This window comes from Micromonospora sp. LOL_024 (assembly GCF_048060415.1).
Lineage (GTDB): Bacteria > Actinomycetota > Actinomycetes > Mycobacteriales > Micromonosporaceae > Micromonospora.
The window spans coordinates 17,562-39,317 of record NZ_JBHMIS010000037.1 but is presented as its reverse complement, the minus strand read 5'-3'; the positions used below and the strand labels follow the sequence as shown (position 1 = coordinate 39,317).

Here is a 21,756-nt window from a genome sequence, read left to right as displayed (position 1 = left end):
TCGCTCACACGACCTCATAACCGCCGTGACCAGCAGTTACCCCAGAACGCAATAGCCCTGGATGGCGAAGCCCCCGCAGCCGACGCGGGTCCGGCACCTGCCGCGCCACCAGCGGCGACACCATTGACAACGGATCGGCCACACCCGGACCGCAGCGAGTTCAGCCTCCCACAACGCCCGATCGGCAAGGTGGTCAACAACAGGGTCGATCAGGGAAGATGACGTCACGAGCGCGACTCCAGCGATGATCTTCAGGACTAGACACCCGAAAGATCATCAGGAGTCGCGCTCGTCCTGCAACTCACAGCTCACCCGGCTCCCAACACGGACAGAACGTCTCAAACTGGAACAACGCCGGGGCCGTGCCCCCCGACGGCCTTCGACTACTCGCGAGTCGAGTTCTGCGAGCTGCCGCTGTTGATGCCCGATGAGATGCTCAAGATTCTCGCAGGTGCGCTACTGGAGCGGGCCGCCCTCGTGCACCACGTTACGGAAGGTGACCCGGGCCCGATCGATGTTGGAGTCAGCGAAGTACTCGCGCCAAAGCACCTCTGCCTCCTCCGGGGTGCTGGCCTGGCCGTACGGCTCCCATCCCGGATATTCGCAGTCCAGATCGTTGGTGACGTTGCAGCCGCTCTCGGCGTCCTGCGCTTGTACATAACTTCCGAACTTCATGTACGACGCAGCCGAGTCCTGCATGTCGTAGGTGAAGCTCACGGATTTGCGACCGACGGTCGAGTTGACCGTGATCACGCCGTGGTCGTTGACGAGTTCGTACCCGATCGACTTCCCGCTCCTGATGGTGCCGAGGTCGAAGATCTTCTCGTTGATCTCACCGTCGCCGCTTACGAAGCCCGGAATTTGCACACGGACGTATACATCGAACACGCCGTTGCTGGGCACCCCATCGAGCAGCGGGTAATCGTCGATCGTGAAGTTCTCCTCGCCCTCACCCTTGAAGATTCCGAGCGGGCTGGAGTCCTGCACATAGAGCTTGACCTGAGTGGCGAACCCGGCGCCGCTGCCGGCGTGGATCTGGTGGGCGATCAGCTTGACGCCGTCGTCGAGGTCGAAGGTGATGTCGGCCGAGAAGGACTCGTAGATCTCGTCCGATGCCGCCCTGGCGGCTTGCGGTGTCTTCAGCTCGTCGCGCGGTCCCCCACCGCTGCCGGTCACGGTGAACTGATCCAGGCCGTCGAAGCTCAAGACGTAGGGTTCACGGGAACGGATGAAGTCGCCCGCCTCCGAGTCATCCCAGACCGCGGGATCGAAACCGGCGCTCGGAGCCTGGGTAGGCGTGGGCGTCGGGGTAGGCGTCGACCCGCCGACGGTCAGGGTGAAATCGTCGAACCGGCCCGTCTTGCCGGCGTACGCGGCGAAGATCTCGACGGTTTCGGCGTCCCCGGAGTTGAACTCGACGCTGACCTGTTCGAAGTCACGGCCACCACCACCGGTGGTGGTGTCGTCGCCGTTGACGGTGACACCGATGACACCTCGGCCGCGGATGTAGGCGGCCAAGGTGTAGTCAATGCCGGGCCGCACGGCGACTTCCTGTCGGACTTGCCCTCTTCTCCCGGTGATCTTCGCCGAGTGGTCACCGAATTTTCCGATGTCGGATAGGGCGACGTCGCTCGCCCGGACGATCTCCCAGCCTTCGAAGTAGCCCTGCTCGAAGCCGGGGTTGTCCAGACTGACGGTGTCTGCGCTTGCCGAAGTAGCGATCGTGCCGAACGCGGCCGTAGCGATCAGGCCGATAAGAGTTACGCGCGCTACGGATAGCGCCCGCCTTCGGGATGTTCTCACCGGACGGTGTCCCTTCTGCAGTGGTGGAATCTGTGGTGGCGGGAGTCGGCGACGCTGGAAGCCGGTCGGGCCGCTGCAGGCCCAGGCCCTCGTCCCCGGATCCTGGCCGGCAATGCAGCTCCTTTCGCGAAGCGGCGGGAGTGCAGCGCACGGGTGGTGACTAAGGCCACCGGCGGCGGCCTTAGCGGGCTCGGGCGTGCAGCGGTCCACACTTCATGTCGTACGACTCTCAGTGCATCGATTTACCACCGGGTAGGACTCACGTTATCAGCGGTCGTGGATGCTCTGCAATGGAGGGAAGCGTGGTTGCCCTGCTCTCGGCAGGCGGCAGGTCGACGGCGCCGATCGCCCGGACGTGGTGAACACGGTGCTCAAGCGAGCCCAGTCCACTAAGACGGCTAGTGGATCGATGCAGGAGCGCAAGGGTCTAGTTCCAGCTGCGGCCCAAGTTAAGTAGTGCTCTCGGCAAAACTACGGACGTCTGCCCGCACCGGCCGTTGGGAGCATCAATGTCCCCCGGCGCCGTCGGCGCCCTCATCCCCCTCGGAAGGGAGGTGATCACATGTCGGACGGACAAGAAGACGAGTTCGAACTCGACGATCTCGACCTCAGCGGCCTGACCGTGACGGTCATGCGCGACACCGTCGCGATTCCCGAGTCCGGAGCGTCCCGGATCAGCGCCTGCATGGCGTCCTGCTCCTGCTCCTGCATCGTCAAGGATCTGTAGCACGGAAAGTGACGGGGCGACTGTCTCCGGCCACCCGGAGACAGTCGCCTCCGGCCACCGCCGACCGCATGACGATCCCAGCCGTCCCCCGACCGGTGAGGCGACCAGATGTCGACCAGCTCATGGCAGCTCCGCCCCACAGTGCGGGCCACTCCGATCGAAGGCGGCCTGCACCTGCGAGGGTGGGACTCCAGCCTCACCCTCGACGACGCACCGCAGCTGTGGCGACTCTGGCAGCTGCTCGTCCGGCAACTCACGTCCGGCCGTATCACCGATGACCTACGCGACCTGTCGTCCCGTCCGCCGGTCGCCCTGGCCCTGCACCGGCTGGCCGGGCTGCTCCGCGAGCACGACCTGCTGGTGCGGGTGCCGGACCACTGGGCCACCACCAGTGGTGGTGAGAACCCGGCTGGATCCGCCGGACCGGACACCGTGCCCCCGGCCGGGGTCGCCGCCTGGCTGGCGGCAACGGCCGCCGATCCCGGAGCGTCCTGGGCCGCCATTCACCGTGATCCGGTGACGGTCGCCGGAGCCGGCCCGATCGCCACCGCCGCGGTCGAGGCGCTGACCGATGCCGGCGCCCGGGTCCACCCGACATCGCCCGACCTGCGATTCCGCACGGCAGCGGGGCGGGTGACGCTCTCCGTCGCGGACGGGCAAAGCGTGGTGGCCGGCGCCACTGTCGACGTCGGCTTCGTCACACCGGCCGGCTCCGGGGTGGAGCCGCAGATGCAGGCAGAACTGATCGCCGGACGACTCGGTCTCGGCATCACGCCCCCAGCCCCCGGCGACCCGGTCGCGGCGGTAGCCGGGGCCAGCGCCGCGCAGCGTCTACTCACCGCCCTCACAGACCCGGTCGGCCGGTCCGCTCCGGCGGACGCACCGGCCACGCCGACGGTGCTGGTCGTCCGGGCCGACCCGCTGCGCACCACCTTCCACCCCTGGCTCCCGGGTGCGCGCGCGCCGGCCGACGCCGGCCGGCCGGCCGGGACTGTCGAGCCGGACCGCCTTACCGCCCTCACCGACCCGGAGCTCGGCGTGCTTCCTCCGGCGGAGGCGGACGACCTGCCGCAACTACCGGTGGGGCTGGCCCGGTGCCGCCTGGACACCGTCCCGGGGCTGGCCGGCGGGCACGACCGGATGTTTGTCGCCGGGCACGGCCCGGACGCCACCACGGCAAGGCTGCACGCCACGCTGGCGACAGTAGAACTGCTCCTCGGCAGCACGGCGGACGGTACCGTCCTCGCCTGCGGAGTCAGCCGGCGCCATGCGGAGGCGGTGCTGATGCGACGCCTCGTCCACCGGTTGGCCGGGCCCGCAACAGCCACGAGAACCGGCGCGGTCCCCCCGGCGGCACTCGACGCGCCGGCTGCCCGCCGATGGTGGCGGACGCTGACTGTCCGGCTCGGCGTCCCGGCGACGGTACAGGTGCACCGGCTGGCCCCCGGGGTACACCTCGCCCGGATCGACGGCGACCCGACCGACTCGGGCCCGACCGAGGGCGCGGCGGCACCGGCCAGGCAGTTGGAGCTCGGGTGGGCGGTCGAGGCAAGGCCCCACGACGCGATAGCCTTCGCCGCCCTCACCGCCGTCGCGCGGGTCTGCTGGCGTGCCCACCAGGCCGGCCTCGTCGGCTCCCACGGCCCCTGTGGCGGGTTCCCCCGCAGTGGCTCACTCGGCCTCGTCGCGGGGCAAGGACTCCAGGACACCAATAACCGGGAACCCGTCCTCCAGCGGTCGCTGCGACGGCTGGTCGGCGCCCCGGCGGAGGCGGTCGTGGTGACTCCGCCGGAACCACTCGCCGCCGCTCTCCACCGGATCGGTCTCGTCGTCCTACGGGCCCGCGATGACCGTTGACCAGCGGCAAACCTCAGACGCCGACCGGTCGTCGCCGGACCCGGTCGACGGCGCCCCGGACACGGTGCCGTCCCTGGCCGACCAGCTCGGCGGTGCGCTGGTCCGCTCGGGGCTGTCCTGTCCGGTCCTGGCCAACTACGACCGCGAGCAGGGCGACGGTGCCCCGCTGGTGGTGGCGCTGGCCCGGTGGAGTCCCGCGCTGCTGACCCGACTGGGCGACCGGGTCGCCCGGGCCGGCGCGACCGTCCTCCCGGTGCGGCTCGACGGGGGCACGGCACTGGTGGGTCCGCTGCTCGACAGCGGTGGCCGCAGCTGTCCCGGTTGCCTGGAAACAGCTCGGCTGGCGGCGGTCGGCGGTCGGACGCCGCACGACGACCCCGGGCTACAGCTCGGCGGGCTGCTGGCGCCTGCCCTGCTGCCGCTGCTCGCCGCGATGATCCGGTCGGCGCTGGCCGCACCGGACACCGCCGCCGCGACGCTGTGGATCATCCGTCCCGACAGCAGTGTCACCGCCCACCCGGTCGTGTCGGTCGGGCCCCGGTGCGGCACGTGCGTCGCCCGGCAGCCGCCGGCTCCACCCGGCACGTCCCTCGCCCGCGGCGGCCGACCGCTGCCCGACCCGTTCCGGCTCCGTCAGCCCAACCCGGCCACTAGTCGGGAAGGTCTCCGGCGAGAGCTGCTGGACCGGCGCCTCGGGCCGGTCGTGCGGCTGGACCGGCACGAGGGTCTCGGCCTGCCCGTCGCGGTCGCCGAGCTCGCCGCACCGGGCACCGCCGTGGCCGGCTTCGGGCGTGCGACGACCTTCGCCGAGGCGGAACGGCTGGCGCTCTTCGAGGCGGTGGAAAGGCTCGCCGGGCACGCGCCGACCGATGGGACCGCCCGCCGTTGGGCCACTTTCCAGGACCTGGGACCGGACCGGGCCGTCGACCCGGCCACCCTCGGGCTGCCGGACCACCCGAGCACCCACCACACCCGGTACGCCCCGGACGTGGCGACCCACTGGGTGGCAGGCTGGTCGCCCAGCCGGCAGGCGGCCGTGGCCGTACCCGAGCACGTGGCGTACTGGGGTGCCATCCGGCGTCGAATCCGGCCGTCGGTCACCTTCCTGTCGGAGTCCTCCAACGGCTGCGGCGTCGGCAACAGCATCGAGGAGGCCGCCCTGTACGGCCTCTTCGAGGTGATCGAGCGGGACGCGTTCCTGATGGCCTGGTACGCGCGTACCCCGTTGGTCGAGGTCGAACTGCCCGCCGAGCTGGCGCTGCCCGTCCAGCTCGCCGACGACCTCGACGTGCTCGGCTACGAGCTACGACTCTTCGACGCGACCAACGACCTGGCTGTGCCGGCCGTCGTGGCGGTGGCGCGGCACCGGTCGCCCGGCACCTCCGCACCGGTGGCGTTCTTCTCCGCAGGCGCCCACCTCGATCCCCGGTCGGCGATCCACTCCGCGGTGGTGGAGGTGGCGGTCAACGTCCACGAGGTACTCGGCTCCTGGCGCGGGGGCTCGGCGCGGGTGGACCGGGCGCGGCTGCTGCCGATGCTCGACGAGCCCACCCTGGTGCATGCCTTAGACGACCACATGATGGTCCACTGCCTGCCGGAGGCGCAGCCCCGGTACGAGTTCCTGCTGGCCGGGGCGCCGACCCGCACCTGGCGGGAGGTGTGGCCGGGACGACCGCGACCCGTCAACGACCTCACGACGCTGCTCGGCGGCCTCTGTGCGGACCTGCACCGGGCCGGGTTGGATCCGGTGGTCGTGGACCAGACCATCCCCGCCCTGCGGGAGCGGCTCGGGTTGTACGCGGCTAAGGTCGTCGTTCCCGGCACCCTCCCGATGACCTTCGGTCATCTCAACCGGCGGACCCGGGGTCTGCCCCGGTTGCTGACAGTGCCGGGCGATCTGGGTCGCCTGCCGGGGCCGCTCTGCCACGAGGATCTTCCGCTGCACCCGCACCCCTTCCCGTGACCATCGCCGGGGCTGGGCGGGGGCCGGGCCCGACGCGCGGACCCGGCGACGCGGTTCAAGCTTCAGACCGTCCGACCGGGAGGAGACAGGTGAGGACCTCGTCGACGCCGTCGAGGAGGAGCAGCTCGTGGGCGATGTCGTCGTAGAACCCGCCGACCACGCCCAGAGCCATACCCGCCGCCGCCGCCGTGAGCGCGAGGTTCTGGGCCAGGTGGCCGGCCTCGAGCAGACCGAAGCGCAGCGCCCGCAGCCCGTACCCGGCACGCAGGACGGTCAGGTCGAGGTAGATCCCGAGCAGTGCGGGCAGGGTCGACACCACGATCCGTTCCTGCCCGGCCGGGATGTCCACGGTCGACGGACGCGGTGTCGGATCGGGTTCGAACCACATCGACGCGGCGGCCAGTTCCCCGTCGGTCGGCACCGGTCCAACCGGCAGCAGGACCCGGGACTCGGGGTCCACGTCGTACTGATACGACGGGACACCCGCGACGTCCCGGGCAACCAGACGCAGCCGGACGGCGTACTTCGCGCCCGCGCTCGGGTAGGGCCGCCGGGTGCCGCCGGCAGGTCGGGCGGTCGCCCCGGCGGCGGTCCAGAGCAGGGTGCCCAGTTGCGCGGCGTCGACCACTCCCCCGAGATCACCACGGCCGCTCGCCCGGGACTCCAGCGCGTCGACCAGCGACGTCGCCACCGGTACGGCGGCCGGCAGGGTCAGCGGCCCGGCGGCCGGTCGCGGCCTCCCGGGACCCGGTAGGCCCGTCGCCCGCGGCTGCTGCCACTCGATCCGGCCAGGGGCGTAGCTGCTCGCCACCAGGTAGCGCCGGTCCGCGCTGGTGGTGTCGTCGGCGAAGAAGTCGGTCGGCCCGTCCGGGGCGACCAGGGCGGCGGCGAGGAAGAAGTACAGCGACCGTTCCTCGTCCGGCAGAATTCCCAGCCGGTTGAGGAGCATGTGTAACTGCGACGACCAGACCCCGGCCCACCGGTCACCGCCGCCCGTCCCGGCCTCCAGCTCAACTCGGGCAGCGCGCACCTGGGCGGCCCACCGGTCCCGGATCAGGCCGCCGACCGGCGCGGGAGCGGCGATCTGGTGCCACCGCCGGACCACCGAACGCGCCTGAGTGGTCGCCGCGGCCAGTGCCGGCCCCTGCACCCCTGTGGAGGTCAGCGTGGTGGTGTCCAGGTGCCACCGCCAGGAGGTGGCGCTGCGGCGCAGCCACCGCGCGGCGGCGAGCATGTCCAGGTCGAGGGCGACCGTCGTGGCGAGGACCAGGTCGGTGGCGGCCACCATCCGCTCGCCCGGCCGGGGCGTACGCGCGATGACCTCCGCCGCGATCCGGCTGGACGTACCGAACACCTTCTCGGCCACACCGATGGCGGCCGGGCCGCCGTACCGCTCGATCTCCGGCTGGTAGGGAACCTGCCGTGCGTGCGCGTGCGGCGGCCAGTCCGGCCCGCTGGTCGCGGTGAGGTCCAGCGGCGAGTGCTCGGCCGCCCGGGCCGCCGCCGCCAGGTGCTCCTGCCACCGGCGGTGCTCCCGCGCGTCGCCCCCGCGGGCCCGCACCCGCAGGTGCGGCCCGTGCTCGGCGTAGCGGATGAAGAACCAGTCGTCGATGCGCCCCTCGCCACGCAGGCCCTCCATCAGGGGCGTGAGCGTGTCGGTGATGAAGGTGTCCAGGTGGGCGGTCTTCCAGTGCAGATAGCAGTGCAGACTGCTGAAGACGCTGGGCGCGGTGGGGGTGGGCGCGGTGGCGACGGTCATGGCAACTCCTCCGGACAGGTCAGGTCGTAGCAGAAGTCGAGGACCCGGGGACGGCCGAGGAGCAGCATGTAGAGCACGTCCTCGCCGGGCGGCGCGGCGATCGCCGCTTCGGTGTCCGGCTCGTCGAAACTGCGCACCGGCCGGCAGAAGAGCCCCTTGGCGGCGGCGGCGTCAGCGATCTGCTGCGCGCTGGCGCCGGCGGCCAGCAGCAGGTTCCGGTAGGCGGACGGGCCTGCGGTGCGGACCCGGGCTGCCACGTCCGCGGTGACGACCCAGACCAGATTCATGCCGGCCACGTCCACCTCCTGCCGCCCGAACCGGAAGGCGGCCTGGAGCCGCTCGGTCGCCGCGCCGGGGGTACGCAGGGTGAGCCGGTCGTGGTGCAGGTCGTAGAGGCCGTCGGGACGGCCGGTCACGGCGTGCACCGCGACACGGTGCCGCAGCCACTTGGCGGCCGGCCCGGCGGCGGGTGACCCGGTGGGGGTACCTCCCGCCATCCGCAGCAGCTCGTCGACCAGATTCCCGGGCAACGGGCGGGGATCCGCGGCCAAACCGCGCGGGCTCAGCCCGCTGCTGCGCGCCCCTGGACACCACTCGTCGTCGGGATCGACCGCCGCGATGTCGGACCCGAACCCATCCGTGAGGGCCACCTCGACCACCGGTGCGTCCGGTAGCGGCGCGACAGCGTCGACGGTGATCGTCCGGGCTATCAGGCCAGCGGTCGTCGCCGACCGGGCCAGGACGGCGGCAACGTGCCCCGCCTCGATCGTCACGAGCGCGTCGACCAGGCTGCCGTATCCGGCGGGCAGCCGGTCGGGGCGGCCCCACAGCTCCACGGTGGCCGGCAACGGCTCCGAAGGTGGACAGGCCACGCCGGTCAGCACCCGACGGTCCACGTCGACGGCCCAGCGATGTCCGCCGATCCGCAGCACCGCGTCGGTGAGAAACAGCGAGCGTGGGGACGGGTGCGCCCGATGGGCGTGGTTCGGGTTCCACGGCTCCCACCGGTGGGTGCCCAGCGCGGCCAGCAGCGTCCGGATGAGCCGTCGGGCGGCCGGGCCGGCCGACACGACGTCTGCGAACGCGGCGCGGGTGCCGGTGCCCGGTGGACGGGGCTGCGGGGTCCAGTGCGTCGGCACCCACACGGACTTTCCGGGCCCGTGGTCGAATGCCGCGGCGAGGGTGTCCCCGGTGGACCCGGTCACGGGAACGGGTGCGGGTGCAGGGGCAGCTCCGAGTAGCGAAGTCGCCGGTCGACGCGTCCCAACCGCCACGGCACCTCCAGCAGCCGGTGCAGCCCACGGGTACGCCGGTACACGTGCCCGAAGGTCAACGGGATGGCGCCGGGCACGACGACCTTCGCCGCGTGCAGCCCAAGCTGTTCGCGTACCACGGGGTCGCTCTGGTCCACGACGATCACGTCCATCCCGGCGCCGGCCACCCGGTCGGCCAGTTCGGTCAGGAGCACACCCAGGTCGGCAACAGGTCGAGGGGCGTCGGGCCAGATTTCCCGCCACGGGCGGGGCTCGGCGCCGTCGAGCAGGAAGGCGAACCTTTCCCGTGCCTCGGGCAACGTGTGCAGGGCCATGTGGTCGTGCAGGGTGACCACCCGGTGCGGCTCGGCGAGGAGCCGACGCAGGCGGACAGGGTCGAACAGATCCGGCCAGGTCCGGGTGAACTCCGGCACCAGCATCAGGTTGACCACAACCTCCACCGTCGCCGCGCGGATCGCCTCCCGGGGGTCGGGGTGGGCACCACCGGCGAAGAACGCCTGCGGCATGTCCGAATCGGCGTCCGGGCACAGTGCCAGCGCGGCCACCGCCGGCAGACCGAAGTCGTTCGTCGAGTCGAACAGGCGCAGCTCGTAGCCGAGGAAGTCGAGGCGGTCGACCAGGTGCTGCACGAGCGGGTCCTCGTCCGGCACCCGAATCCCGTCCAGCGGGGTACGGGCGTACCAGGCCATCATGAAAGCGTCTCGTTCGGCGACCTCCAGCAGCCCGTAGAGGGTCGCCTCCTCGAGGCTGTTGCCGAGGCCGCACCCGTTGGAGCTCTCCAGCAGGAACTGCGGGGAGTCGCCGTGGTCGAGCCGGATCGGGTGGCCCCAGTAGGCCACGTGCTCGGGCACCGCCAGGGCCCGCTGCTCCCCCAGCGACCAACCCTGCACCCAGGTGACGACCAGGCCGGGATCATAGTCGTGGAGCTCGTGCTCCGGCCTGGCCGCGAGATCCTCGTCCGGGAGGCCCAGCCGGACCGGGTCTACCGCCCGCTCGGCGCCCAGCTCGGCGAAGCTGGCGCGCAGTGACGTCCGCCGGCCCAACGGGCTCAGGCCGGCCATCCGCTCGACGGCTTCGAAGAGTGCGGTCCGTTCGGCGTCGTGGAAGGTAGACGCCCGCCCATACCCCCCGTCGCGGACCTCCCAGTCGCCGACCACCTCGGCGTGGGCGAGCGCCAACGGCAGGTTCTCCCGGCGGGAGAGGTGCGCGACCGGTCCCAGTCGGGCGTCGTGCAGCGCGGCCCGCAACCCCGCGACGGTGGTCGCCGGGTTCTCCTGACGCAGCCGGTACGGGTCGGCCAGCGGGCGGGACGCCACCTTAAAGCGGGCGTTGGCCGGCGAGTCGACCGGAATCGGCCCGCAGAGTTCGCAGCCGCCGCGACGGCAACGCACCCGGTGGCTGTGGCAGGTGCCGTCCGTGGTGCGCATCGCCCACACCAGACCCGTCCACCGGTCCCGATCGATGATCATCTCCTGCGCGACGGCAGCGAGCACGGGCAGCGCGGTCGGCGGGATGACCCCTCCGAGCAGCAGGTCGGGCAGGTGACGTGGGGTCCGGCCACCGAGCGTGGCAAGTCGCTCGGTCTCGACACACGCCAGGCAGGCCGGAGCGGCGGGGTGCAGCAGTGGCCCGACCAGCAGGGTGCCACCGTCAGCACGGACCGGCAGGAGAGGCACGCCGGTCTGCCAGGCACGGGCGGACAGGGCGGCGGCGTCCGCCGGGGTCCACTCCTCCAGGACGACCACCGCCGGGCCTGCGGTGTCGGGCGAGGGTCCGGCGAGCACCGGCCAGGGCAGCCCGACACCCGCGAGGGTTTCCGCGAGCTGCCCGGTCAGGGTGGCGGCGGACCGGTGGACGACGGCGGCGCTCACCGGGGCACCGACCGGATCACGAAGCCGACTTCGGCCAGCGCCCGCGCGAGCCGCCCGGCCGGCACCCCGGTCGGGACCGGCTCGGTCCCGAGCAGAGTCCGCAGCCGATGGTGCAGCTCCAATTCCCCGAGCGTCGCCTCGTCCGGCCAGACCCACGCCCCGGTGCGCCACGGCCGGTCCACCGCCCCGGCCGAACCGTCGGTCTGTGGCGGTACCGCGGGCGGCGGCACCGCGGCACAGGGTGCGACCACTGCGTCGTCCGCGCCCGGCGGACGGTGCCCGCGGGACTGGATCCGGCCCACCGCCGTCAGTGCGCAGAAGGCGGCCACGTCGGTCGGTGTCGACTCGACCCCCCAGGCCAGCAACCGACCGGCCGCGGTGAGTTCTCCGTGGAACACATCGCCGGCGAGTTCCTCCACCCGCAGCGTGGCCGGCACACCGAGCCGCAGGGTGAGCGTCTTCCACCAGAGGCGGGCCGCTGCCGAGGCCGACCACCGCTCGCCGGGCACCGGCTCGCCGCGCAGGCCGGACCGGTGCGCCAGTCGGCGCAGCAGGACGCCGTCGGCGTGCCGGAGGTCCGCACCCACCACCACGTCGATGGTCGGGGTGGCCAGGGCCCGTTCCGCCGCGCCCAGGACGGCGCCGAGCTGCGCCATCGCGGGAGAGACCCCCACGCCGTACACCGCGGCGCCCGCCGGACCGCAGCGGGCCAGCCCCGCCGGCACCTGCGGCAGATCGTCGAGTCCGACGACGGGCAGGACTCCGGTGTGCGGATCGGTGAGCATCCGCACCCGGGCCAGGGCCTGGTCCAGGTTGGTACGTTCCCGTGGGGCAACCGCGGGCGCGTCCGGGTCACCGAGCCACGGGTGGTACTCCGCCCGCAGCGGGTCAAGGCACGCGACCAGCACGGTCCGGTGCCCGTCGGTGCGGGCCGGGGTGCCGGCGAACCGGTCCACGGACGGATCCGGCAGGCGGGCGACGGCGCAGAGCATCCGATGTGCGGCAGCACCCCCCACCAGCGCGCCGAGCACCGGCGGGGTTCCAATCGGGTCGCCGGACAGGTTCAGCCGTCGGTCGATGTCGCTCGCGACGGCGGTGCCACGGTCGCTCGGCGGTGCCACATAGCCCTGCTCGCCGAGGGCCGCCGCGACCACGGTGACACCGGCGGCGGTGAGCGCGACGGACGGGCTGTCCGCCCCGCCACTGCCCGGTCGGGCACCGGACGAGCGCAGGGCGCGTACGGCCGCATCGGCCACCGGGCCGGCGCCGTCCACCCGGATCTCCGTCGCCCGGATCGCCTTCCACGCGGCGACCGGTTGCGCCGCGACCGCCTCCAGCCAGCGGGCGATGCGCAGCGGTGGCTCGTCGTCCCGGCCGGTCTCGCCCCACCCGACGGGCACCTGCACCAGCATGTCGTGTTTCTGGAGCTGTTCGAGCAGGGTGGCGATCACCAGCCGGACGTCGGGCCGGCTCGACAACTCCAGCAGGCTTCCCGCCGACGTACCGTCGGCCAACGCGACGGCGACCGCCTCCCAGACCCGCCACACCGCCGGGCCTCCGCCGAGGGTGAAACTGGACCGGGCGCCGCGCAGGTGGACCCCGACGTCGACCGGGCTGGCGTGCACGATCGGCCGCAACCGCAGGACGGCGGCGACCCGGTCGCCGTCGACCGGCGGTGGCACCACGGTCGTCACGATCGCACTTCCGTCGCGTCCAGGTACGGACGCATCGCGTCCTGCCAGGTCACCCCGGTGAGACGCTGCACAGCCTCGCTGAACAGGTACGCGGCCAGGTACCGCTCCCCGGGGGACACGTCGCAGAGCGCCAGCAGCAGGTAGAGCACGTTTGTCGAGAAGCGGTAGGGGCCGAAGTCGTCGCGGACGGCCGCCATCGACAGGAATCCGACCCGGTTCAGGGCCTGGTGGTAGGGGCTGAAATCGATTCGCCGGTTTGGGTCCCATTGCCGCGCGGTCGCGGGGTCGTCGATCGTTCGTGCCCGGCGGGCGTACTGGTCGCCGGGGATGACGGCGATCTCCCCACGCCCGTGGGCGGCCCGGGTGACCGCCCACGCGGTCGTCTCCCAGCCGCGCCAGGCTTCGGCGACCGGATCGGACCCACCGGCCCCGGGCTCCACCAGCCGAGCGACGTCGGCGACGATCCGGTCGGCCTGCCGCTCGAAGGTACGCCGGAAGCCGGCCCGGATCCGCCCGTCGGGATCCCGCAGGTGCAGGAAGTCCTCCAGATGGGAGAGAAACGAGTTGTAACCGGCGCCGTAGCCGGCCGGATAGGCGGCGGCGTGAACGGCCATCGCGGTCAGCGCGAGTCGGACCCGGCGGGGAGCGTGGTTGCCGCAGGCCTCGAGGTCGGCCACCGTGGTCGAGACCGGGGCCAGCCCGGCGCGGAGCAGGTCCGCCCGGCAGGCCACGGCCGCGGCGGAGCCCAGCAAGTCACGCACGTGACCGTCGGCTGCCGGGGTGATCAGGACGGTGTTGTCCGCCGCGATCGGCTCGTACGGGCCGTGCACCAGCTCGGCCCGGCCGGCAGTCACGCACTGGCGCAGCAGCTCGGCCTCGTCGACGGTCTCCCGGGACGGGTGGACGGCGAGGTACGCCCGCAACGCGGCGGCGAGTTCGGCGGTCGCGACCCGCACGGCCGACTCGCCACCGGTCACCCGGATCCGCACGTGGGGCCCGTGCAACCAGTGTCGCTCGACGTGCAGCCGCAGCTCTGTCCGGTCGACGTCGCGCACCGCGGGCAGCACCGCGTGGTGCAGCAGCGGCACCTTTGCGGGCGTGCGGTAGTGGCAGACGACATCGAGGGTGGCGGTCGACCGCTGGTCACTCATGGGTACCTCCCCGGTACAGCTCGATCACGACCTCGGTCGCCGGCTCTCCCGGACGGGGCACCGGCACCGCCTCCTCCACCACCAGACCGTTCTGGTAGCGGGCCAGCGTCCGGGACAGACACCGCAGGTGCAGTGGACTCCCCAGATCCACGTACTGCGACCGGGGTTGCTCCTGGTAGGACATGAACGCCTCCAGCCCCTTGGCGCCGTCGACGGCACAGGCGCCGACGAAGATGTGCTCGGGCAGACCGAGCAGGTGCCGCCAGCGCACCGCCGTCTGTCCCACCGCTGTCGGGCGAGCGTCCAGCTCGGCCCGCCAGGCGGTGACGGTGTCCGCGGAGAGCCGCCAGGTGGCCCGGGAGAGCACGATGTCGCCGTAGCTCAGCCTGGGCCGGTGTCGCACCGCTCCGACCGCCCCCCGCAGGGTCCGCCCGGCCACCATGGCCCCGCCGAGCTCGACCAGCCCCGGGCCCACGTCGGTGAGGAGGCTGATCAGATGTTCCGGCAGCACGATCGGCACCAGGAAGCCAAGGTAGAGCACGTCCAACGTGTCGCCGGTCGCGGCGACGACGAGCCGCACCTGGTCGCGGGCGACATCGTGAACCAGCCGGAGGTCGCTCGGGACGAGGCTGCCCCGGCGCCGGTCGTCGACGACCTCGTCGTCGACGAACAGCGGGTGCAGGTTGCCGTTGAAGCCGTTGACCGGACGGAGCTGGGCGACCCTGGCGCCGAGGTGGTGACGCAGCTGGGTGGCGACGGCCGCCGTCGCCTCCGCCGGGAAGGAGCGGAGGAAGCGACTGGTGAAGCGGCCCCAGCCGCCGTAGACATGGTTGACGCAGAACCGTCCGCCCTCGTCGGACTGCCCGAAGATCGCGTAGGAGCTGGCTCGGACGGTCATCCAGTCGGGCAGCCTGCAAGCGGCGGTGTCGAGCAGCGTGTCGGGCAGCACCAGGTTGCCTTCGTCGGCCCGAACGGCGGCGACCAGGTCGGCGCGGAGCTGGGCGAGCCCGCGCAGTCCGTGCCCGGGTGGGAGGGCGAGCTCCGGAGCCAGGGCCCCGTTGTTTCCGACCAGCCGCAGCGACTGCCAGACCTGCGCGTACTCTTCGGCGAACTCCACCACCGAGTCGCACCGGCCACCCACCCCGTAGCGGGCGACGAAGCGGTCCCGGGCGAGGCGGCGGATCACCGCGTGCTGGTCGAAGACCTCGAAGATCGGGGCCAACGCGGCGAGGGCGCTGCGGTGGTCCCGGCCGTGCTCCCGTCCCAGTCTGACCGGGCGCACCAGGGTGACGTCCTCGGTGACCGGGTGGGGACGTCCGGTGCGGGTCTCCCCCACCAGCGCGAAGGCGGCGTCCCACCGGGTGCGCAGGTGCGCCAGGGCCGCCGGCCGGTCGGCCGAGTCGAGGCCGGCGAAGTCGGCGGTGCGGTCGCCGATCTCTCTGAGCGTCGCCGCCAGCTCGGTCAGGCCGAGCCCGGCCAGCCAGTCGGCGATCTCACCGGGCCCGTCGACCGCCTGCGCGTCCGCCGGATACGCCGGACGGAGCACACCCTGCTCGACGAGGGCGTGCAGATAGGTCCGGGCCGCCGCCGAAGCCTGCTCGGGGGCTCCGGGCAGGCGGGCGGCCAGGGCGGCGGCGAGGTGGTTCGGCGTCGCCACGTCCCCCGGCCTCAGCAGGGCCAGCACCTGCCGCAAGGCCCGGTTCACCGGCAGGGTCACCGCCTCCTCCCGGAGGACACCGGGGGGCGCGTCGAGGGCCCGCACCTGCCGGCGCAGCCGCACCAGTGTCCCGTCCACCCGGAGGCTGGGGGCGAGTAGATGAGGCAGGTCACCGCGCCGCCCGGGATGCCGGAGCACCGCGTCGACCAGTGCTGTCAGGGTGGCCCGGTCCAGCTGCGCCAAGGCGACGACCTCGGGCGGGACGGTCGCCTCCGGCGTCGCCCGGTCCCACCATCCCCAGCCGACCCGGGTGAACCAGGACAACGGGGCGGTCTTGGTGGCCGCCCGCAACGCGTACCGGAGCACGGCAGCTTCCGACTTGCGAGCCCGGTCGTCCGGTGCGGCGCCCTGCGCGGCGGCCCGGCGCAGTGCCCGGAGGAGGTCCGCGCTGGTCAGGGCGACGGCTCGGGCCAGCTCCTCGGATCGGCAGAGCTCGGCCAGCGCGGCCCGGTCGCCGGCGAGTCCCGGCGCGAGGAGGGCGTCGAGTTCCCCGGCGCGACGGTCGATGTCGTCCCGCAGGGCGAGCCAGGACGCCAGCGCCGGCGGCGCGGTCCAGCCGTCCAGCCGGGCCCGCAGGGCCGCCGACGGGCTACGTGCGTTGTGCAGGTCCCGCCGCAGGGCCAGCAGCGCCCGCCGGAGAGCAGGGTCGACGAGAGCCACCTGTGCGTGCAGCGCGTCGCCGAGTGGCGCGGCGACCCGCTCGGCCCGTTCGGTGAGGGAGAGCAGTTCGGCGGCGACGACCCGGAACTCCTCGGCCTCGGCTGACGGCCCCGGCAGGGTCACCCCGGCGACCCGCACCAGGGCGTACGGCGCGACGGTGACGCCGAGTGGCGCGGCGGCGGTACCGCCACGGCGCGGTGCGCCGCCGGGCGGTCTCCCGTCGACTGTGGTTCCGATCATCGTCCTTCTCCTCTCCCGCCGGCACCGACTCACCAGGAATGGCGACTATGTGGACGCCGACCCTCCCAGCGGCGGCGCCGGGCAGGCGTCCGCACAATTACCGGTTCGGCTACGTACTCGGCGGCTGACAGGCGACTGCGTAGCGGGTTGCGTACTTCTCCTGATGGCGCAGCGAGGGCGGTAGAGGGGACCTTGACGGGGCGTTGCACCGCGATGCACCCCGACCGTCGGTGGAGTCGACCCGCCGGGCCACCGGTCGGATCCCAACCCTTAGGAGCGCGAGATGCCTCAAAACGACACCGAGCTGATCAACCTCGACGATGAGTTCAGCCTGGCTGACCTCGACCTGTCCGAGCTGACCGTGGTCAACATGCACGACTCGGCGGCCCTGCCGGAGTCGGGTGCCTCTTACACGAGCAGCTCGAGCTGCTACGTCGCCACCAAGTAGTGGAACGCCGCGGGTGGGCCCTGGGCCCACCCGCGGCACCGCCGGTGCCATCCCAGCCGTCCGCCGGGCAGCCTGGCCGTCCCTCGTCCTCCCGGCTCCCCCGACCGTTCCCACGACGGAGACCGCAATGATCATCGAGACGAGTGAGCTCAAGAAGTCCTTCCGCACCGGCCGTGGTCCACGCCGTCACATCGTCCACGCTGTCGCGGGCATCGACCTGCGGGTCAAGGAGAGCGAGATTTTCGGATTCCTCGGACCGAACGGGGCAGGCAAGAGCACCACGCTGCACATGCTGGCCACCCTCGTCGCGCCGGATTCCGGCACCGCCAGCATCGCCGGCGTCGACCTGCTGCGTCAGCCCGGACTGGTGCGCCGCCGGATCGGGCTGGTCGCGCAACAGAGCGGTACCACCGACGAGATGACCCCCCGGGAGGAGTTGATCCTCTACGGCCGCCTGCACCGGCTGGGCCGGGCCGAGGCCGGACGGCGCGCCGACCGCCTGATCGAGGACTTCGAGCTGGGTGAGTTCGCCGGCCGACGCTGCCGGACTCTCTCCGGCGGACAGCGACGCCGGGTGGACCTCGCTCTCGGTGTGGTGCACGAACCCACGGTGCTGCTGCTGGACGAGCCGACCGCCGGACTGGACCCGTCGAGCCGAACCCTGCTCTGGCGGGAGATTCGCCGTCTGCGAGCGGCCGGGACCTCTGTCGTGCTCACCACCCACTACCTGGAGGAGGCCGACGCGCTCTGCGACCGGGTCTCCATCGTCGACCACGGGCGGATCGTGGCCGAGGGTACGCCGGAGGAGCTGAAGCGGCAGGTGTCGGGGGACGTCGTGACGCTGCGACTGGCCGGTGCCGCTGCGGCGGCGGCGCGTCTGATCGAGGGGCAGTCGTGCCTGCGGGAGCTGGAGGTGACGTCGGACACCGCGCTGCGGCTCGTCGTCGACCGGGGCACCACCGCGATCCCGGTGTTGATGCGCCTGCTGGACGCCGCCGAGGTTGAGATCAGGGAACTCGCCGTGCACCAACCGAGCCTGGACGACGTCTTCCTGTGCCGCACGGGACGCTCGCTGGGCGCCCCGGAAGAAGGAGAAGTTCCGGCGTGAGTTTCGTCGTGGATACCTGGCTGGTGTTTCACCGGCAGACCCTGCTGTTCCTGCGCAACCCCCTGATCGCGGTGATCGGAGTGATCCAGCCGCTGTTCTACCTGCTCTTCTTCGCGCCGCTGCTGCGCCCGGCGCTCGGCGTGCAGGATCAGAACGCCTCCTACCGCGTTTTCGTTCCGGGGCTGCTGGTCCTGCTGGCCATCTTCGCCGGCCTGTTCGCCGGCATGGGCCTGATCGAGGACGCGCGCAGCGGCGTGCTCGACCGCACCAGGGTATCCCCGGTGAGCCGGCTGGCCATGCTCCTCGGCCGGTCGATGCGTGACGTCCTGGTGATTCTGTTGCAGGCCGCCGTGCTGGTCCTTCTGGCGGTGCCGTTCGGCCTGCGGGTGCCCCTGGTGAACCTGCTGCTCACCTTCCTCCTGTTGGCCCTAACCGCGATCGCCCTCGCGGCGTTCTCGCACGGGCTGGCGCTGCGCTTCCGCAGCGTGGAGGCGATGTCCCCGCTGGTGAACCTGATCAGCCAGCAGTTGCTGCTGCTCTCCGGGGTGCTGCTCCCACTGGCCTTCGCCCCTGGCTGGCTGCGCACGATCGCCGCCTTCAACCCGTTCTCGTACGTGGTGGAGGCGGCGCGGGCGCTTTTCGCCGGTGACTGGGCCGCTCGGAGTGTGGTGCAGGCCCTAATCATCAGTGCGGTGCTCGCGGTGGTCACCACCGCGTGGGCCAGCCGCGCCTACCGGCACGATCTGCGCTGAGGGGCCACCATGTCGGACGGTAGGACCACCCCGGTGGCGTCCCCGGACGGGGGTTTCGCCAGGACGGCGACGCCGGAGGAGACGATGTGCCGGATCGAGCCGCTGCTGCCGCACCTCGGTATCAGCCGGGTCGCGGACATCACCCGGCTGGACGAGTTGGCGCTGCCCACCCACGTCGCGTACCGGCCCGCCGGTCGAACCCTCGCGGTGAGCATCGGTATCGGACCGGGCTCCGCGCAGTCCTGGGTGAGTGCGGTGATGGAGAGCCTGGAGACCTGGCACGCCGAGAACCTGCGACCACCGGTGGCGTGCCGGACAGCAGCCCGCGAGCTGGACCTGCCCTATGACGTCCGGTCGTTGAACCTCGCGCGGCGCTCACCGTTGACCACCGCCACGACGTTGGACTGGGTGACCGCCCGTGGTGTGCTCTCCGGGGCGACGGTTCCCGTGCCGCGCGGGCTGGTGGAGCTCTCCTGCACCGGACGGTGGGACTGGAACGATGTGCTCTTCAACGTGACGAGCAATGGCCTGGGGACCGGGAACAGCGCCGAGGAGGCGATTCTGCACGGCCTGCTCGAAGTCGCCGAGCGGGACGGGTGCGCGCCGTTCGCCACTTTGCCGCCTGCCCGGCGCCGTCACGTCGATCCGGACTCCACCGGAAGCCCGGTGGTGACCCGGGTGCTGTCGGCGCTGCGCGAGGCCGGTTGCGCGGTGGAGCTCTGCGAGACGACCGACCGGCTGGGCATCCCCACCTTCGCCTGCGGGATCTGGTCACCGGCCGTCCCGATGTTCTTCAGCGGCTTCGGGTGCCACCCTGACCCTGGGTACGCGGTGTCCCGGGCGATGCTCGAGGCGGCGCTCTCCCGGTTGGCTGCGGTCTCCGGCGCGCGTGACGACATCGACGAGGCCCGCTATGGGCAGGCGGATTCGACGGACCCGCCCGGCTGGCCGGACCGCGACCTGCCTCCGGTCGCGGTCCGGGTCGTGCCGTCCGGCGGGATCGCCGAGGCCATCGCCGACTGCGCCGCCCGCATACGGGCGGTGACCGGGACGGAGCCGCTGGTGGTCGACCTCACCCACGAGGAGGTCGGGATACCCGTCTACAAGGTGGTCGCACCCGGGTTGCGGATGTTCGGCGACGTCATCGCGCACGGCGTGGGGACCGACCAAGGCGTACGGGCCGACCATGGCTGATCACGTGTTCCTCGGTCCGAGTCTTCCGTTGCCGGCCGCGAGGGCGATCCTGCCCGGTGCCGGCTATCACCCACCGATCCGACACGGGGATCTGTTCCGCCTCGACCCCGTCTCGGGTGACCGCGTCCTGATCGTCGACGGCTTGTTCCTGGGGACCGCGCCGATCCGGCATCGGGAGATCCTGGCGGTGCTCGACGAGGGCGTGCAGGTCTGGGGCAGCAGCAGCATGGGTGCGATGCGAGCCGCGGAGCTGTGGCCGTTCGGGATGCGCGGCGTGGGCCGGGTCTTCGAGCTGTTCCGTGACGGTGTGGTGACCGGCGACGACGAGGTGGCTGTGGTGCACGCGCCAGCCGAGGACCACCACGTCTGTCTGAGCGAGCCGCTGGTCAATCTCCGCGTCACGCTCGACGCATCGGTCGCCGCCGGCCGGCTGAGCCGCGCCGAGGCGACCGCCCTGTTGGAACTCGGACGGTCGCTACCGTTCCGGCTGCGTGGGCCGAGGGCGCTGGCAGCGATGGCTCGGCCGGTGCTCGGCACCGACGTGGTTGACCGATATCTCGCCTGGGCCCGGGACCGTCCGCTCGACGTGAAGGCCGATGACGCCCGGCTGTTGCTCGCCGAGGCGGCTCGGACCGGGTTCGTTCCGATCGGTACGGCCGTCGGCGCGGGCATCGGTACGGCCGTCGGCGCGGGCATCGGTCCGGGTGCCGTGCGGTGGCCGGTCCGCAACGTCGAGACCGTCCACTACCGACGGTGGCGTTCCCGGCACCGGGGGGTGTCGACCGACGGCCTGGGGGTGCCGGACGCTTCGGTGGTCGCCGCGATCATGTCGCTGCACCCGCAGTTTCCCACTCTGCACCGCCGGCACGTGCTGGCCCAGTTGACCGGGACTCCTCCGGAGGCCGCCGACGAGGTGGAGCGGGCCGCGGTGGCTCTGTGTCGGGAGCGTGGCCTGCTCGATCCGGAGACGTCGTGGGCGTGGCTGGTCCCGGCCGAAGGAGGGCTCGACCGGCAGGAGGCGGCACTGCGGGTGCTGGTACGTGCCTTCGGCACGGTGGACCTGGCCACTCTGAACCCGGAAACCCTCCCGCCCTCGCTGCGGGCCGCACCGGTCCTGGCGGTGGCCCGGCGCTTCGCGGCGGAGGCCCTGCGGCTGCTCGAAAGCCTGCCGCTGCCGGATCCACACCGCCCGCACCTGCGGTTGGGGCTGCGGGCCGAGGTCGTACAGCGGGAACTTGCCCGTTTGTGGGGTTGCCCACTGACGAGCCTGGAGGCCGCAGCCTGGGACCGGGGCTTCGGTGATCTCGAGCGGTTGCACGCAGCGGCCGGGCCCCTGGTCGCCCGGTTGAAGCTCCGCGGACCACCATCCTTTCTACTCGCCGGGTAGATCTCCGACAATCCCCTCCTCGCCGAGAAAATCCGGCCGCATCGATGTGCTTTTGCTCTGCCCGTGCCGACCTGAAGGTGCCGGAAGACCGTTGACCGGTTGCATTCCACAATGTGTACTCGACATCTCCGAAGAGGATCTTCAATCTAAG

Annotated in this window: 15 protein-coding genes; 8 read left to right on the top strand and 7 right to left on the bottom strand. The window is 72.2% G+C overall.

The window, feature by feature from the left end:
- Nucleotides 1–456: 456 nt before the first annotated feature.
- Nucleotides 457–2,013: a hypothetical protein gene (locus tag ACFHWY_RS24665; protein ID WP_416582636.1), complete on the bottom strand. Its 1,557-nt coding sequence runs from the start codon at nucleotides 2,011–2,013 to the stop codon at nucleotides 457–459.
- Between the two features lie 352 nt (nucleotides 2,014–2,365).
- Between ACFHWY_RS24665 and ACFHWY_RS24660 the strand changes: the two genes are divergently transcribed.
- The 3 genes from ACFHWY_RS24660 (at nucleotide 2,366) to ACFHWY_RS24650 (ending at nucleotide 6,350) form a co-directional block, all read left to right on the top strand.
- Nucleotides 2,366–2,530: a thiazolylpeptide-type bacteriocin gene (locus ACFHWY_RS24660; RefSeq protein ID WP_416582635.1), complete on the top strand. Its 165-nt coding sequence runs from the start codon at nucleotides 2,366–2,368 to the stop codon at nucleotides 2,528–2,530.
- 108 nt (nucleotides 2,531–2,638) lie between these two features.
- Nucleotides 2,639–4,387: a hypothetical protein gene (locus ACFHWY_RS24655; protein ID WP_416582634.1), complete on the top strand. Its 1,749-nt coding sequence runs from the start codon at nucleotides 2,639–2,641 to the stop codon at nucleotides 4,385–4,387.
- Nucleotides 4,377–6,350, top strand: a complete 1,974-nt coding sequence (locus tag ACFHWY_RS24650; protein WP_416582633.1) for a TOMM precursor leader peptide-binding protein — start codon at nucleotides 4,377–4,379, stop codon at nucleotides 6,348–6,350. The genes ACFHWY_RS24655 and ACFHWY_RS24650 overlap by 11 nt, the downstream gene beginning before the upstream one ends.
- Before the next feature lie 55 nt (nucleotides 6,351–6,405).
- Here the strand turns inward: ACFHWY_RS24650 and ACFHWY_RS24645 are convergent, their stop codons facing one another.
- From ACFHWY_RS24645 to ACFHWY_RS24620, 6 genes are all read right to left on the bottom strand, one after another.
- Nucleotides 6,406–8,109 carry a thiopeptide-type bacteriocin biosynthesis protein gene (locus ACFHWY_RS24645; protein WP_416582632.1) on the bottom strand — a complete coding sequence of 568 codons (1,704 nt, stop codon included), beginning with the start codon at nucleotides 8,107–8,109 and terminating at the stop codon, nucleotides 6,406–6,408.
- Nucleotides 8,106–9,248 carry a hypothetical protein gene (locus ACFHWY_RS24640; RefSeq protein WP_416582631.1) on the bottom strand — a complete coding sequence of 381 codons (1,143 nt, stop codon included), beginning with the start codon at nucleotides 9,246–9,248 and terminating at the stop codon, nucleotides 8,106–8,108. Before ACFHWY_RS24640 ends, ACFHWY_RS24645 begins: the two co-directional genes overlap by 4 nt.
- 62 nt (nucleotides 9,249–9,310) lie before the next feature.
- Entirely contained in the window at nucleotides 9,311–11,254 is a 1,944-nt protein-coding gene (locus ACFHWY_RS24635; protein ID WP_416582630.1) for a TOMM precursor leader peptide-binding protein, read from the bottom strand.
- A complete protein-coding gene (locus ACFHWY_RS24630; protein ID WP_416582629.1) occupies nucleotides 11,251–12,948 on the bottom strand; it encodes a hypothetical protein in 1,698 nt (565 codons plus the stop codon). Before ACFHWY_RS24630 ends, ACFHWY_RS24635 begins: the two co-directional genes overlap by 4 nt.
- Complete coding sequence (locus tag ACFHWY_RS24625; protein ID WP_416582628.1) at nucleotides 12,945–14,099, bottom strand: hypothetical protein; 1,155 nt, start codon at nucleotides 14,097–14,099, stop codon at nucleotides 12,945–12,947. The genes ACFHWY_RS24630 and ACFHWY_RS24625 overlap by 4 nt, the downstream gene beginning before the upstream one ends.
- Nucleotides 14,092–16,716 (bottom strand): lantibiotic dehydratase, encoded by a 2,625-nt coding sequence (locus tag ACFHWY_RS24620; RefSeq protein ID WP_416582627.1) that lies wholly within the window; start codon nucleotides 16,714–16,716, stop codon nucleotides 14,092–14,094. The genes ACFHWY_RS24625 and ACFHWY_RS24620 overlap by 8 nt, the downstream gene beginning before the upstream one ends.
- A 283-nt stretch (nucleotides 16,717–16,999) precedes the next feature.
- Here ACFHWY_RS24620 and ACFHWY_RS24615 point away from each other — a divergent pair, with 283 nt between their 5' ends.
- The 5 genes from ACFHWY_RS24615 (at nucleotide 17,000) to ACFHWY_RS24595 (ending at nucleotide 21,605) form a co-directional block, all read left to right on the top strand.
- Nucleotides 17,000–17,164, top strand: a complete 165-nt coding sequence (locus tag ACFHWY_RS24615; protein ID WP_416582626.1) for a thiopeptide-type bacteriocin — start codon at nucleotides 17,000–17,002, stop codon at nucleotides 17,162–17,164.
- 130 nt (nucleotides 17,165–17,294) lie between these two features.
- A complete protein-coding gene (locus ACFHWY_RS24610) occupies nucleotides 17,295–18,272 on the top strand; it encodes an ATP-binding cassette domain-containing protein (protein ID WP_416582638.1) in 978 nt (325 codons plus the stop codon).
- Nucleotides 18,269–19,024, top strand: a complete 756-nt coding sequence (locus ACFHWY_RS24605; protein WP_416582625.1) for an ABC transporter permease — start codon at nucleotides 18,269–18,271, stop codon at nucleotides 19,022–19,024. The genes ACFHWY_RS24610 and ACFHWY_RS24605 overlap by 4 nt, the downstream gene beginning before the upstream one ends.
- A gap of 9 nt (nucleotides 19,025–19,033) precedes the next feature.
- The gene (locus tag ACFHWY_RS24600; RefSeq protein WP_416582624.1) at nucleotides 19,034–20,218 is read left to right on the top strand and encodes a YcaO-like family protein; all 1,185 of its coding nucleotides are present in this window, start codon (nucleotides 19,034–19,036) and stop codon (nucleotides 20,216–20,218) included.
- Nucleotides 20,211–21,605: a TfuA-like protein gene (locus ACFHWY_RS24595; protein WP_416582623.1), complete on the top strand. Its 1,395-nt coding sequence runs from the start codon at nucleotides 20,211–20,213 to the stop codon at nucleotides 21,603–21,605. Before ACFHWY_RS24600 ends, ACFHWY_RS24595 begins: the two co-directional genes overlap by 8 nt.
- The last annotated feature ends 151 nt before the right edge of the window (nucleotides 21,606–21,756 follow it).

Bases quoted from the DNA above. Each gene is read 5' to 3' on its own strand.
- ACFHWY_RS24660 (WP_416582635.1), top strand. From the start codon at position 2,366: ATGTCGGACGGACAAGAAGACGAGTTCGAACTCGACGATCTCGACCTC.
- ACFHWY_RS24645 (WP_416582632.1), bottom strand. From the start codon at position 8,109: ATGACCGTCGCCACCGCGCCCACCCCCACCGCGCCCAGCGTCTTCAGC.
- ACFHWY_RS24600 (WP_416582624.1), top strand. From the start codon at position 19,034: ATGTCGGACGGTAGGACCACCCCGGTGGCGTCCCCGGACGGGGGTTTC.
- ACFHWY_RS24650 (WP_416582633.1), top strand. From the start codon at position 4,377: ATGACCGTTGACCAGCGGCAAACCTCAGACGCCGACCGGTCGTCGCCG.
- ACFHWY_RS24595 (WP_416582623.1), top strand. From the start codon at position 20,211: ATGGCTGATCACGTGTTCCTCGGTCCGAGTCTTCCGTTGCCGGCCGCG.
- ACFHWY_RS24615 (WP_416582626.1), top strand. From the start codon at position 17,000: ATGCCTCAAAACGACACCGAGCTGATCAACCTCGACGATGAGTTCAGC.
- ACFHWY_RS24620 (WP_416582627.1), bottom strand. From the start codon at position 16,716: ATGATCGGAACCACAGTCGACGGGAGACCGCCCGGCGGCGCACCGCGC.
- ACFHWY_RS24625 (WP_416582628.1), bottom strand. From the start codon at position 14,099: ATGAGTGACCAGCGGTCGACCGCCACCCTCGATGTCGTCTGCCACTAC.
- ACFHWY_RS24655 (WP_416582634.1), top strand. From the start codon at position 2,639: ATGTCGACCAGCTCATGGCAGCTCCGCCCCACAGTGCGGGCCACTCCG.